Here is a 13,732-nt window from a genome sequence, read left to right as displayed (position 1 = left end):
GTTCGAGGTAGTTATGCGCTGGCAAGGGCGTCGTGAAAGTGACAATGTAGAAGACAGACGTGGTGATAGCGGTGGCGGCCCTTCCATGGGTGGCCCCGGCTTCCGTTTACCCAGCGGAAAAGGCGGAATCATTCTACTGATTGTGGTGCTGGTTGCGGGTTACTACGGGGTCGATCTCACCGGGTTAATGACCGGTCAGCCGCTGCAGCAACAGCAGCAATCTCAGCGCTCCATCAACCCAAATGAAGATGAAGCGGCCAAATTTACCTCCGTTATTCTCGCGACCACTGAAGACACGTGGAGCCAGCAGTTTGAGAAAATGGGGCGCAGCTACCAGCAGCCGAAGCTGGTGATGTACCGTGGTGCGACCCGCACCGGCTGCGGCACCGGACAGTCGGTGATGGGGCCGTTCTACTGCCCGGCAGACAGCACCGTCTATATCGATCTCTCTTTTTATGATGACATGAAACGCAAACTCGGTGCCGACGGTGATTTTGCTCAGGGCTACGTGATTGCGCATGAAGTGGGGCATCACGTGCAAAAATTGCTGGGCATTGAGCCTAAGGTTCGTCAGCTTCAGCAAAACGCCTCGCAGGCAGAGGTCAATCGCCTCTCCGTGCGTATGGAGCTGCAGGCGGACTGCTTCGCGGGCGTCTGGGGGAACAGCATGCAGAAGCAGGGCGTGCTGGAATCTGGCGACCTGGAAGAGGCGTTAAATGCCGCAGAGGCCATTGGTGACGACCGTCTCCAGCAGCAGAGCCAGGGCCGGGTTGTGCCGGACAGCTTCACTCACGGGACGTCAGAACAACGTTACACCTGGTTTAAACGCGGTTTTGACAGTGGTGACCCGGCGCAGTGCAATACCTTCGGTAAAGCCATGTAATGGTGGCGTTTGACCAACTGATTAGCCAGCTTGAGCGCACCGGCCAGCGTCGGCTGGTGGTGCTCAGCGGTGATGCGCAGTGGTCCCTGGCGCAGGCCGGGGCGCTGCGTGATACGCTTTCCGGGGATTGGGTGTGGCTGGATGAAAACCCTTCCCGGGAGATAAGCGGGCTGCTGGGGCGCGAGTTCCGGCATGCTGTTTTTGATGCCCGCGCCGGGTTTGATGTCTCAGCCTTTGCCGCCCTGAGCGGAACGCTGCGTGCCGGGAGCCTGCTGGTGCTGTTGGCTCCCCCGCTTGCGGTGTGGGCAGACACGCCCGACAGTGATTCCCTGCGCTGGAGCGACAGCGCGGAACCCATTCCCACGCCGAATTTCATTCGCCACTTTTGTCAGACGATTACCCGCGACCCCGATGCAATCGTCTGGCAGCAAAACCAGCCGTTAACCCTTCCTCCGTTTCCTGATGCCCCTGACTGGCAACCCGCTAACGGTGCACCCCAGCGCGAGCAGGCGGAGATCCTGCAGGCACTTCGTGCAATGCCGAAAGGCGTTGCGGCCGTTACCGCCCCGCGCGGGCGGGGAAAGTCGGCGCTTGCCGGCATGCTGCTGAACAGCATTGAGGGCAGAGCAGTTGTCACCGCACCGGCAAAGGGAGCAACGGAGGTCATCGCACGGTTTGCGGGTGAACATTTTCACTTTATGGCACCGGATGCGCTGCTGGCCTCCTCACACCATGCCGACTGGCTGATTGTCGATGAGGCGGCGGCCATACCCGGCCCTGTGCTGGAGAAGCTGGTTGCGCACTTTCCACGGGTACTGTTAACCACGACGGTACAAGGGTATGAAGGAACCGGAAGAGGGTTTTTGCTTAAATTCTGCGCGCAGTTCAGCGCCCTGCAGCGTTATACCTTATCCACCCCCGTTCGCTGGGCTGCGGGATGTCCGCTTGAGCGGGTGGTCGCCAGCGCGCTGCTGTTTGACGACACGCTCATCGACCAGCAGCCGAAAGGAGAGGTGCAACTGACCTCTCTGGCCCCCGACGCATGGAAGCGCACGCCCGCACTCGCCGCGAGTGTCTACGAGCTGCTTTGTGCGGCCCATTACCGTACCTCGCCGCTGGATCTGCGCCGTATGATGGACGCCCCCGGTCAGCACGTTGCCGTCGCGCAAACGGACCCGGTCATCGCGGGCGCGCTGTGGCTGGTAGACGAAGGCGGGTTAAGCCCGGCGCTAAGTCGCGCAGTATGGGCGGGTTTTCGTCGACCTCGCGGCAACCTTGTCGCGCAGTCACTGGCCGCGCATGGCGGCACGCCTCTGGCAGCAACGCTGAAAGGTCGACGGATCACGCGCATCGCTGTTCACCCTCACCGGCAACGGGAAGGGATCGGCCGGGCGCTCATCCGCGAGGCCTGCGGGGAGGATTATCTCTCGGTGAGCTTTGGCTTTACCGACGCGCTGTGGCATTTCTGGCAGCAGTGCGGCTTTGAGCTGGTACGGATGGGCAGCCACCGCGAAGCCAGCAGCGGCTGCTATACCGCAATGGCATTATTGCCGCAAAGTGAGGCGGGGCATCGTCTGTGTGAACAGGCCCGGCTGCGCCTGCATCGCGATGCGCGTGTCTTATCATTGTGGAATGGCGAAAAGATCCCGGTGGCAGATGAGTGGGAAGCTACCCTTAATAGTGACGACTGGCTGGAGCTGGCAGGCTTTGCCTTTGCACACCGGCCCTTTGCTACGTCCGTTGCCGCATTGACGCGTTTGCTGCTCGCCGTCGATCTGCCGCTTCCGGCCCTGCGCGGTAAAATTGAGGCACGAAGAGAGGACGCTGCGCTCAGTGCTGAACTGTCGCTCACCGGGCGAAAAGCGGTGCTGGCAAGATTACGCGTTGAAACGGCGCAGGCCCTTGAATGTCTTGATAAAGCACGCAGTCAGCAGCTCAAAAGCGACATTTTGCAATGGCAATTTTTTCAATGACTTCTTCAGTAAAGTGGCATGGTCATTCCCCCCGCAAGGCGTAGAATCCAGGTCATCAATTAAGGAGACCGCCATGAAACACGATCATTTTGTTGTTCAAAGCCCCGACAAACCGGCTAAACAGTTACTGTTGCTGTTTCATGGCGTTGGCGATAACGCCGTCAATATGGGAGAGATTGGACGCTGGTTTGCACCTGTTTTTCCTGAGGCGCTGATTGTCAGTATCGGCGGTGTGGAGCCGTGTGGCCCTGACGGACGGCAGTGGTTCTCCGTTCAGGGCGTGACGGAAGAGAACCGTCAGGCGCGTATTGATGCCATTATGCCGGTCTTTATCGAAATCGTGCGTTACTGGCAGCAGCAGAGCGGCGTCGGTGCCGACGCGACCGCGCTGATTGGCTTTTCACAGGGGGCAATTATGTCGCTGGAGAGCGTGAAAGCAGAGCCGGGTCTGGCTTCGCGCGTGATTGCCTTTAACGGCCGTTTCGCGACGCTACCGACGAGCGCGACCACGCAGACGACGATCCACCTAATCCACGGTGGCGAAGACCGGGTGATTGAGCTTTCGCATGCCGTAGCTGCGCAGGAAGCCCTGATCCGGGAAGGCGGGGATGTGACGCTGGATATCGTTGACGATCTGGGTCATGCGATTGACGATCGCAGCATGCAGTTTGCGCTCGACCATCTGCGCTATACCGTACCGAAGCACTACTTTGATGAAGCGCTCAGCGGCGGTAAGCCGGACGATGATGATATTGTTGAATTTATGTGATTATTTCCCCTCACCCTAACCCTCTCCCCTAAGGGGAGAGGGAACATGGCACCCGTCGCCCCTCTGGGGAGAGGGGCGACGGGTGAGGGGATTACTTCTTCTGGTCTTTCTTCGGCCAGTCGTCGTCGTCATCCCACTTGTCGTTAAAATCACGATGTGGCGGAAGATCCGGCTTGTTGGCGAGGAATTTTTTATGGTCAACGCGCTTAAGATCTTTAATCACGTTAAGCAATACGCCTACCAGAAACACTAACACCAGAATCCACCAGTACTTTGCAAGCCAATCCATTCGCTATTCCTCTCAGAGCGCTCGTCAGGCGACGATTTGCTCCATAATACGTTGATACATACGGGCCAGCAGTTGTAAATCCGCGGCATTTACACACTCATTGATTTTATGAATGGTCGCGTTCACTGGCCCCAGTTCGACAACCTGAGCTCCCATGCGGGCGATAAAGCGTCCGTCTGAGGTGCCACCCGTCGTCAGCAGTTGTGGCTTAATTTCATTATAGTGCTCGATGGCGTTCACCACCGCATCCACCAGTTTGCCACGCTGTGTCAGGAACGGCTGGCCGGAAAGCCACCAGTCCACGGTGTAACGCAGCTGATATTTTTCCAGCAGGGCGATAACGCGCGCTTTGATCATCTCATCGGTCAGCTCGGTGCTGAAACGGAAGTTAAACTGAACGAAACAATCGCCCGGGATCACGTTATTGCTGCCGGTTCCTGCCTTCACGTTCGCAATCTGCATGCTGGTTGGCGGGAAGAACTCATTGCCTTTGTCCCACTCAATGCTTACCAGTTCACTCAGCATTGGCGCTGCGCGGTGAACTGGGTTATCGGCCAGATGCGGGTACGCCACGTGTCCCTGTACGCCGTGAATGGTCAGGTTACAGGTTAACGAACCGCGGCGGCCATTTTTCACCACATCGCCCACCACCTCGGTGCTGGACGGCTCGCCGACCAGACAGTAGTCCAGACGCTCGTTGAGGGCCATCAGGGCCTCAACAACCTTGACGGTGCCGTTATGGGCGCTGGCTTCTTCATCAGAGGTAATGAGAAACGCGAGACGGTTTTTATGGTTCGGGTGCTGGGCGACAAAGCGCTCAGCCGCCACAACCATTGCCGCCAGGGAGCCTTTCATGTCTGCGGCGCCGCGGCCAAACAGCATGCCATCGCGGATGGTTGGTTCAAACGGAGGGTTGATCCAGCGGTCCGCATCACCTGCGGGAACCACGTCGGTATGCCCGGCAAAGGCCAGTGTTTCGCCCTGGCCACGCCACGCCCAGAAATTCTGGGTGTCGCCAAAATCCATACGCTCCACGGTAAAACCAATGGCACGCAGGCGCTCAATCATTAATGCCTGACAACCTGCGTCGTCCGGGCTAAGGGAAGGACGGCGAATAAGCTGCTGAGTCAGCTCAATGACCGGGCATGACATAAACTACACCTCAACGAAAAAAGTCGGAATAAAGGGTTTCACTGAAACCCAGCAGCATAGGCTGCCCGGGCGCGCAGAGCAATGGGCGTTTGATGATTGCTGGCATTTCAAGCATCAGATTTGCTGCGCTGTTGGCATCCTTGATGCTGGCACGCAGTGATTCGTCCAGCTTGCGCCAGGTTGTGCCGCGGGTGTTCAGCAGCGCGTCCCACCCCAGTTCGTTAATGGCGGTATGCAGAAATTCTGCATCAAGCCCATCGGCACGGTAATCGTGGAAGCGGTACTCGACGTTGTTAGCTTCGAGCCAGCGACGGGCTTTTTTGATCGTGTCACAATTTTTAATGCCGTACATGACAACCATGTTGAATCCTTTTGTTCTTATGACCATTAAATGTTCAGTAAATTCGAAGATATATCCTTAAACGGAATATAACACATTCAGAAACGCTCTGGATTAACACCTCTTTTTAATTCAACTCACACCTGTACGCTGAATATTCTTTCATCATTTAAGCATAGATGTCCATCAGGTATAAATTGTCTGTAAACTCAGCGGGTAAAATAAAACTCACCCGTGCGTAGGGTTATTTCAAAATATTGCTGGCCGTCACACAAAATTTAAGGTTCTCCGTTCATATTTATCATAAATCCAGCGCGCAGACGGGGTACAATCACAGCAATTGGTTAAATTGTCTTCACAATGATGATACGTTTTCGTAGAATGCGCATAATAATAAGAGAGGTTGTTATGATTGAACGTGAACTGGGGAACTGGAAAGATTTTATCGAAGGCATGCTTCGTAAATGACATTCAGTAAGAATTGCAAGAGCACTTAAATAAGTAAAATAACCATAGTGTGAATTAATCGCACAGTAAAAAGGCGGCCTACTGAGCCGCCTTTTTTATTTTCACTATCTTATTCAGGCCGTTCCTTGAGCGGGAAGCGGCGACGCACCAGCACGAAGAACAGCGGCACAAAATAAATGGCCAGGATCGTGGCTGAAATCATTCCTCCCATGACGCCTGTACCTACCGCATGCTGGCTGCTGGAGCCTGCGCCTGAGCTGGTTGCCATTGGTAACACCCCGAAGACAAACGCCAGCGAGGTCATCAGGATTGGACGTAAGCGCTGACGGCAGGCATGCAGCGTGGAAGCCATCAGCTCATGGCCTTTCGCATTCATCTCATTGGCAAACTCAACAATCAGGATGGCGTTTTTCGCCGACAACCCAATCACGGTGAGCAGCCCCACCTGAAAGTAAACGTCGTTCTCCAGACCGCGCATCCAGGTGGCGAGCAGCGCGCCGATCACGCCAAGCGGCACCACCAGCATGACCGAGAACGGGACTGACCAGCTTTCATACAGCGCCGCAAGACAGAGGAAGACCACCAATAGCGAAAGCGCGTAAAGCGCGGGAGCCTGCGCCCCGGAGAGCCGCTCCTGATAAGACATGGCCGTCCACTGCAGACCAAACCCAGCGGGCAGCTGTTGCACCAGCTTTTCCATGGTGTCCATCGCCGTACCGGTGCTGACGCCCGGCGCGGCTTCACCGACGATCTCAACGGCGGAATAGCCGTTATAGCGCTCCAGACGCGGAGAACCGCTCTCCCAGTGCGAGGAGGCGAAGGCGGAGAACGGCACCATGCCGCCCGCATTGTTGCGGACATACCAGCGGTTAATATCGTCCGGCAGCATGCGGTATGGCGCGGCGGATTGCACATACACTTTTTTAACGCGACCGCGATCCATAAAGTCATTCACATAGCTTGAACCCCACGCCGTTTGCAGGGTGTCGTTAATATCGTCGATGGAAACGCCCAGCGCCTGCGCCTTACGCTGATCAATATCGACCTGCAGCTGCGGGCTGTCATCCAGACCGTTGTGACGGACGCGGGTCAGACCCGGATCTTTACCGGCCAGCTCTAACAGCTTGTCGCGCGCCGCCATCAGCGCCGTGTGGCCCGCACCGGCATGGTCCTGCAACTCCATGTCAAACCCGGCAGAACTGCCGAGACCGCTGATGGCCGGTGGGCTGCTGGCAAAAACGCGAGCCTCTTTGATACGGGAGAAGGCTTTGGTCGCGCGTTCGATAATGGCAAACGAGGTGCCCGTTTTCGTATCGCGTGCGTCCCAGTCTTTCAGGCGCACAAACATACGTGCAACGTTCTGCCCGTTCCCGCCTGGGCCGGAGCCGACGGTGGAGAAGACCGACACCACGTTATCTTTCTCTTTGGTAAAGAAGTACTGCTCCACCTTCTGAACTACCTTCAGCGTTTGCTGCTGCGTTGACCCGCTCGGGAGCTGCACCGAAGTGATGAACATCCCCCGGTCTTCCTGCGGCAGGAACGAAGTCGGCAGATGCAGGAACAGCCACACCATACCGCCCAACAGCACAACGTAAATCATCATCCAGCGCAGGCTGCGGTGCAGCACCTTGCCGACGGCGGTTTCATAACGCGCAGCACTGCGGTTGAACATGCGGTTAAACCAGCCAAAGAAGCCCTTCTGACCGTGCTGCTCCCCTTTATGTAGCGGTTTGAGGAGGGTGGCGCAGAGGGCAGGCGTGAGGATCAGCGCCACCAGCACCGAGAGCACCATTGCGGAGACGATGGTGATTGAAAACTGACGATAAATGGCGCCGGTTGTGCCGCCGAAAAACGCCATCGGGATAAAGACCGCCGAGAGCACCATCGCGATGCCAACTAACGCCCCCTGAATTTGTCCCATCGATTTACGCGTGGCCTGACGCGGGGAAAGCCCTTCCTCGCTCATGATGCGCTCGACGTTTTCGACCACCACGATGGCATCGTCCACCAGCAGGCCAATCGCCAGCACCATTGCAAACATCGTCAGGGTGTTAATGCTGTAACCAAACGCATAAAGCACGGCGAAGGTACCCAGCAGCACCACCGGAACGGCAATGGTCGGGATCAGCGTTGCGCGGAAGTTTTGCAGGAACAGGTACATGACCAGGAAGACCAGCGCGATCGCTTCCAGCAGTGTTTTCACCACATCTTCAATAGAGGCTTTAACAAAGGAGGTGGTTTCGTAGGCGACTTTGTATTCCAGCCCGTGGGGAAAATAGTGCGACAGCTCATCCAGACGATCCAGCACCAGCTGCGCGGTGGCCATTTCATTGGCCCCGGAGGCCAGTTTAACCCCCAGACCGGAGGCCGGATTACCGTTAAAGCGGCTGAGATAATCATATTTCTCTGCCCCCATTTCTACTGTGGCGACATCGCCCAGGCGGACCTCTGAACCATCCTGATTTACGCGCAGGGTAATGTTGCGAAACTGCTCCGGGGTCTGAAGCAGCGACTGTGAGTTAATGGTGGCATTCAACGCTTGTTTATCGACGGAGGGCGTTCCCCCCAATTGTCCCACCGCAATCTGGGCGTTCTGGGATTTAATGGCATCCGTCACGTCGGTTGCCGTCATCTGGAAGCTGTTCAGCTTATTCGGATCAAGCCAGATACGCATTGAATACTGAGAGCCGTAAGCATCGATATCACCGACGCCGTTAATACGGCTGAGGGGATCCTGAATATTACTGGCGACGTAGTCCGCAATGTCCTGCTTATCCATGGAACCGTCGGTAGAGACAAACGCAATAGTCAGGATGTTGGTGTCACCGGTTTTACGTACGGTAACCCCCTGATTCTGCACCGCCTGAGGCAGTTTACGCATCGCCGACTGCAGCTGGTTTTGCACCTGCTGTACGGCTTCGTCCGGATCCGTACCGGCGGTAAAGCTCAGGGTGACGGTCGCCTGGCCCGTGGCGCTACTCTGCGAGGACATGTACATCAGGTTATCCAGACCCGTCATGTTCTGCTCGATAACCTGCGTAACGGTATTTTCCAGCGTTTGTGCTGAAGCTCCGGGGTAGTTTGCCGTGACGCGCACGTTTGGTGGTGCCAGGTCGGGATATTGCTCAACAGGAAGTGAAGTAATGGCCAGGACACCTGTCAGACACAACAGAATGGCAAGTACCCAGGCAAAAATGGGGCGATCGATAAAAAAATTCGCCATGAAAATGAGACCTCGTTTTGCTGCACGTCATTATTGTTTATTGCCCGCATCACTTTAGCGGCAAGACGAAGACCAAACGTGGAGAAATAAAGGAGATAGTGTAAATTATCATGCGCTTTTCTCTGCGCTTCACCTTTTACCGTTATTTACCTCCCGGCCCCGTTTGTCGGGAAGATCACGCTCACCAGCGTCCCCCCGTTTTGCGGCTGGGAAAAGTGCAGCGTTCCGCCAAGTCTCGCCGCCCGTTCGCGCATAATATTCAGCCCGTAATGTCCCGGCGGCTCGCTGGCTTCGCCAATCCCGATACCGTTATCGCGAATGCTGACGCTGTGGGTGCCGTCAGCAGACGTCACGCAGCTGACGGTTATCTCGCTGGCCTGGGCGTGCTTCATCGCATTCAACACCGCTTCACGCACGATCTGCAGCAAATGCACCTGTTTCTGGGCATCCAGCGCCAGCGAGGAGAGGCGGCAGTCGAGGTGCAGCTTTGCCTGCGTCTGGCTCTGTAACCCGTCCAGTGACTCCTGTAGGGCCGCGGGCAGATTGGCGTGGTTAAGCGTCAGGCGGAAGGTGGTAAGCAGTTCCCGCAATTGATGCCAGGCGTTGTTAAGCTCGCGGGAAAAGTCGGTGATAATGGTCTGCGCCGGGGCATTTTCCTGCGGGATAGCGCGTTTCAGTAGCGCCAGCTGAATACGTAAATACGACAGTACCTGCGCCAGGGAATCGTGCAGCTCGCGGGCGATCGTCGCGCGTTCTTCCATCAGCAGCAACTGCTGGTAGTGCTTTTGCGCCTGGTTGAAATACAGTCCGCGTCCGAGCATTGTCGCCACGCTTTCCATCAGCGGCAGAGGAACGTGGCCCGTCTCGCTTTGCCAGCGTAATTCCCCGTACAGGGTATCCTGCATCAGCACGGGCAGCGTTTGGACAGGGCTCCCGTTTGATTCGATACCCTCACTGAGCCGCCAGTCGTCGCTGGTGCGCAATTCCAGGTAGTTCATCTGCGTGTACTCATGCACTATCTGCAAAATATGCCGGAAACAGTGGCTGTCTATCTGGCCGGTATTCAGTGCCTGAGAGCATTTAAACAGCATCTCGAGTTGCTGATGCGCCTCATTCAGATGCTGCGTCTTTTCCGCTACGGAGTGTTCAAGCGAGCGATACAGCGTATGCAGCTCGGCAGACATGTGGTTGAACGCCCGGGAAAGTTGGCCCAGTTCGTTTGGCAGCGCGGTATCCGGTGCAGGCGTATCGAATTGCCCCCGCTCAATGCGCTCGCTGGCCGCCACCAGATTATTCAGCGGTAACACCACCTGGCGGCGGATGCGTCGCAGGGTAAAGATCGTCAGGATCAGGATGCCCATCCCGCCCGCCAGGGAGATCAGAATCACCGCCCGGATTTTATGTTCGGTGTAGTGCTGAAGGGCGAGCACAAAGGCGTCAATCCGGCCGACAAAGTCTTCAATGTGGGCCTGATACCACCCGATATCGCCGCGAGCGATGTGGTTGTCCATCTCCTGCCATGCCAGATGCAGTTGCTGATAGCGCGCCTTAACATCGTCCGGCACGTACCAGCGGCTCAGCTTCTGTAGCGCAGGGGCGCTCAGCGTCTGCTGCCAGCTCTCGCGATGCGCCGCCAGGGCGTCGCTGTTGCGTTGCATCTCATAGCCCAGACGGTAGCTCTGCATTCGCAGGGAACCGGCAATATTGATGGCTTCTGCATCCCGCTGGCTGCTGGCAAGCGTGAACAGTGCGACGGTGCTGGTCAGAACGGACAGCACGATAATGGAAATGAAAGCCCGGGCCAGGCTTCTGGAAACGGGTCGTTTAACGGTCACAGAACAGCTTCCTGAAAAAAATTGATCTGCCACAGGTTCACTGGAGATAGTTCGGCTTCCTGGGCATTTGTACATTGCCTGATAGCGCCGCCGTGGGTAAATACAATATTCCTATAAAGAATAAGGTTATTGAACCAAAAACAGGTGTCGTTATGAATCGTTTTATTATGGCCAACAGCCAGCAGTGTATAGGGTGCCGTGCCTGCGAAGTGGCCTGCGTGATGGCGCACAACGATGAACAACACGTGCTGAGCGAACGCCATTTTCATCCCCGCATCACTGTCCTGAAATCTGGCGCGAAGAGCACGCCTGTAACCTGCCACCATTGCGAAAATGCGCCCTGCGCGCAGAGTTGCCCTAACGGGGCCATCAGCAAATGCGATGACAGCGTACAGGTGAATCAACAAAAATGCATTGGCTGTAAAGCCTGCGTGGTTGCCTGTCCGTTCGGCACGATGGAGATCGTTGTTACGCCTCTCGACAAGGACAACGTAAAAGCCTCGGCGCATAAATGCGATCTTTGCCACACGCGCCCACAGGGCCCGGCCTGCATCGAAAATTGTCCGGCACAGGTGCTTACCCTGGCGACGCCCGCCGTGCTGAATCACCTGGCGAAAACCCGCCGCCAGCGCACCGCCCGTCAGGAGGCGCAGCCCTGGCACGACGAGGCGGTAAGGCCAGACCTGCCGCACACCCGCCTTGAGCAGATGAGAAACACACCGCGACGCGGGGAGCCGGATAAACTCGCCGCGAGTGCACGCGTCAGCCATTTTCAGGAGATCTACCTGCCGTTTCGGGCAGAGCAGGCCGCGCGTGAGGCATCGCGCTGCCTGAAGTGCGGCGAACACAGCATTTGTGAATGGACCTGTCCGCTGCACAACCATATCCCCCAGTGGATTGAACGCGTTAAAGCGGGGGATATCGCCGGGGCGGTTGAGCTTTCACACCAGACCAACTGTTTACCTGAAATTACCGGCCGCGTCTGCCCGCAGGACCGATTATGTGAAGGCGCCTGCACCGTGCGTGATATCTCGGGCGCGGTGACCATTGGCAACATCGAGCGCTATATCTCTGACCCGGCGCTGGCGATGGGCTGGAAGCCGGATCTGAGCGGCGTGACGCCGGTTGATAAACGTGTGGCGGTGATCGGCGCGGGGCCTGCGGGGCTTGCCTGTGCCGACGTGCTGGCGCGCAGCGGCGTGCGCGTCACGGTCTATGACCGGCACCCGGAGATTGGCGGCTTGCTGACGTTTGGTATCCCGGCCTTTAAGCTCGATAAATCGCTGCTCGCACGGCGCAGGGAGATATTCACGGCCATGGGGATCCAGTTCGTTCTGAACTGCGACGTCGGACAGGATGTGCCGCTGTCACAGCTGCAACGCGAATACGATGCACTGTTTATTGGTGTGGGAACCTATCGTTCCATGAAAGCGGGTATCGCACATGAAGATGCGCCCGGCGTCTATGACGCGTTACCTTTCCTGGTGGCAAACACCCGCCACGTGATGGGGCTTGAGGCAACAACCAAAGAGCCATTTATTGATACCCGGGGGCTGAACGTGGTGGTGCTCGGCGGGGGCGATACCGCCATGGACTGTGTCCGCACCGCGTTACGTCACGGTGCGGCGAAGGTAACCTGCGCCTACCGCCGGGATGAAGCCAATATGCCGGGCTCGAAAAAAGAGGTGAAGAATGCGAAGGAAGAGGGCGCCGCGTTTGAGTTTAACGTTCAGCCCGTGGAGTTAACTCTGGCACCTGACGGACAGGTCAACGGCATTCGCATGCTGCGTACCGAACTCGGCGAACCGGATGTTCAGGGCCGTCGTCGGCCGGTACCGATAGCGGGGAGCGAATTTGTGATGCCTGCGGATGCGGTGATCATGGCATTTGGTTTCAATCCACACGAGATGCCGTGGCTGCAGGCGCAGGGCGTGGAGACGGATAGCTGGGGACGAATTATCGCCTCGGTGGAGAGCCGCTATCGCTATCAGACCTCTAACCCGCAAATTTTCGCAGGCGGTGACGCCGTACGCGGCGCAGATTTAGTGGTCACCGCCATGGCGGAAGGGCGACATGCTGCGCAGGGTATCCTCGACTGGCTGGGCGTCAGCGCGTTAAAAACGCATTAAATCGGGTGGGCGACAAAGCGGGGTTCACGGCGTAATATAGGCAGACTCATTGTGTCGTGGAGCCCGTATGACCCTGAAAATTGACGTTATCAAAGACAAAATCCTTTCTGATAATTACTTTGTCCTGCGTAACATCACCTATGATTTAACGCGTAATAACGGGGACGTGATCCGCCACAAACGTGAGGTTTACGACCGCGGCAATGGGGCAACCATTCTGCTTTATAACCGTGAAAAGCAGAGCGTGGTGCTGATCCGCCAGTTCAGGGTGGCGACGTGGGTCAATGGCAATCCGGACGGACGGCTGATTGAAACCTGCGCTGGTCTGCTGGATAACGATGAGCCGGAAGTGTGTATCCGCAAAGAAGCCATCGAGGAGACGGGCTTTGAAGTGGGTGAGGTTAAAAAAGTTTTCGAACTGTTTATGTCACCCGGCGGCGTGACGGAAATCGTCCATTTCTTTATTGCCGAATACAGCGATGCGCATCGTATCCATCAGGGCGGTGGGGTGGAAGATGAAGATATCGAGGTGCTGGAGATACCGTTTGTCCAGGCGCTGGAGATGATCCGTTCCGGGGAAATTAAAGATGGTAAAGCTGTAATATTACTGCAGTATTTACAAACAACCGGGCTGATGGATCCCTCTTTCGAACGGATGTAGTTTGTTTTTC

General features: G+C 56.6%; 11 protein-coding genes. 6 read left to right on the top strand and 5 right to left on the bottom strand.

Annotated features, from left to right (window positions below; translation table 11 throughout):
* Positions 1-13: 13 nt before the first annotated feature.
* The 3 genes from ypfJ to ypfH all read left to right on the top strand — a co-directional run bounded on the left by ypfJ (position 14) and on the right by ypfH (position 3,625).
* Positions 14-883, top strand: coding sequence for a KPN_02809 family neutral zinc metallopeptidase (gene ypfJ, locus ACQG22_RS17005; RefSeq protein WP_029882266.1), 870 nt, complete (start codon positions 14-16; stop codon positions 881-883).
* Complete coding sequence (locus ACQG22_RS17000; protein ID WP_369706707.1) at positions 883-2,856, top strand: tRNA(Met) cytidine acetyltransferase TmcA; 1,974 nt, start codon at positions 883-885, stop codon at positions 2,854-2,856. The genes ypfJ and ACQG22_RS17000 overlap by 1 nt, the downstream gene beginning before the upstream one ends.
* Before the next feature lie 73 nt (positions 2,857-2,929).
* The gene (gene ypfH, locus ACQG22_RS16995) at positions 2,930-3,625 is read left to right on the top strand and encodes an esterase (protein ID WP_102752250.1); all 696 of its coding nucleotides are present in this window, start codon (positions 2,930-2,932) and stop codon (positions 3,623-3,625) included.
* Positions 3,626-3,716: 91 nt separating this feature from the next.
* Here the strand turns inward: ypfH and ACQG22_RS16990 are convergent, their stop codons facing one another.
* From ACQG22_RS16990 to ACQG22_RS16980, 3 genes are read right to left on the bottom strand one after another with little or no spacing between them, the layout of a single operon-like run.
* Positions 3,717-3,914 carry a YpfN family protein gene (locus tag ACQG22_RS16990; RefSeq protein ID WP_013098222.1) on the bottom strand — a complete coding sequence of 66 codons (198 nt, stop codon included), beginning with the start codon at positions 3,912-3,914 and terminating at the stop codon, positions 3,717-3,719.
* 24 nt (positions 3,915-3,938) lie between these two features.
* Positions 3,939-5,066 carry a succinyl-diaminopimelate desuccinylase gene (gene dapE, locus ACQG22_RS16985; RefSeq protein ID WP_102752249.1) on the bottom strand — a complete coding sequence of 376 codons (1,128 nt, stop codon included), beginning with the start codon at positions 5,064-5,066 and terminating at the stop codon, positions 3,939-3,941.
* A 10-nt stretch (positions 5,067-5,076) separates the two neighbouring features.
* Positions 5,077-5,427, bottom strand: a complete 351-nt coding sequence (locus ACQG22_RS16980) for an ArsC family reductase (RefSeq protein ID WP_020689972.1) — start codon at positions 5,425-5,427, stop codon at positions 5,077-5,079.
* A 387-nt stretch (positions 5,428-5,814) separates the two neighbouring features.
* On the opposite strand from ACQG22_RS16980, the gene ypfM reads away from it, so the two are divergent.
* Positions 5,815-5,874 (top strand): protein YpfM, encoded by a 60-nt coding sequence (gene ypfM, locus ACQG22_RS16975; RefSeq protein WP_015572204.1) that lies wholly within the window; start codon positions 5,815-5,817, stop codon positions 5,872-5,874.
* Positions 5,875-5,983: 109 nt separating this feature from the next.
* Here the strand turns inward: ypfM and acrD are convergent, their stop codons facing one another.
* Together acrD and narQ are read right to left on the bottom strand one after the other, a co-directional pair.
* A complete protein-coding gene (acrD, locus tag ACQG22_RS16970) occupies positions 5,984-9,097 on the bottom strand; it encodes a multidrug efflux RND transporter permease AcrD (protein WP_029882269.1) in 3,114 nt (1,037 codons plus the stop codon).
* Positions 9,098-9,243: 146 nt separating this feature from the next.
* Positions 9,244-10,932 (bottom strand): nitrate/nitrite two-component system sensor histidine kinase NarQ, encoded by a 1,689-nt coding sequence (gene narQ / locus ACQG22_RS16965; protein WP_369706731.1) that lies wholly within the window; start codon positions 10,930-10,932, stop codon positions 9,244-9,246.
* 152 nt (positions 10,933-11,084) lie between these two features.
* On the opposite strand from narQ, the gene aegA reads away from it, so the two are divergent.
* A complete protein-coding gene (gene aegA, locus ACQG22_RS16960; protein WP_369706730.1) occupies positions 11,085-13,061 on the top strand; it encodes a formate-dependent uric acid utilization protein AegA in 1,977 nt (658 codons plus the stop codon).
* A gap of 67 nt (positions 13,062-13,128) precedes the next feature.
* Positions 13,129-13,722, top strand: coding sequence for a GDP-mannose pyrophosphatase NudK (gene nudK / locus ACQG22_RS16955; RefSeq protein ID WP_155023067.1), 594 nt, complete (start codon positions 13,129-13,131; stop codon positions 13,720-13,722).
* Positions 13,723-13,732: the final 10 nt, after the last annotated feature.

The sequence above is a fragment of the Enterobacter cloacae complex sp. 309I3 genome (assembly GCF_050031595.1).
GTDB lineage: Bacteria > Pseudomonadota > Gammaproteobacteria > Enterobacterales > Enterobacteriaceae > Enterobacter > Enterobacter cloacae.
Note: the sequence above shows the minus strand (reverse complement) of the source record. Positions and strands in the feature narration are given on the sequence as shown.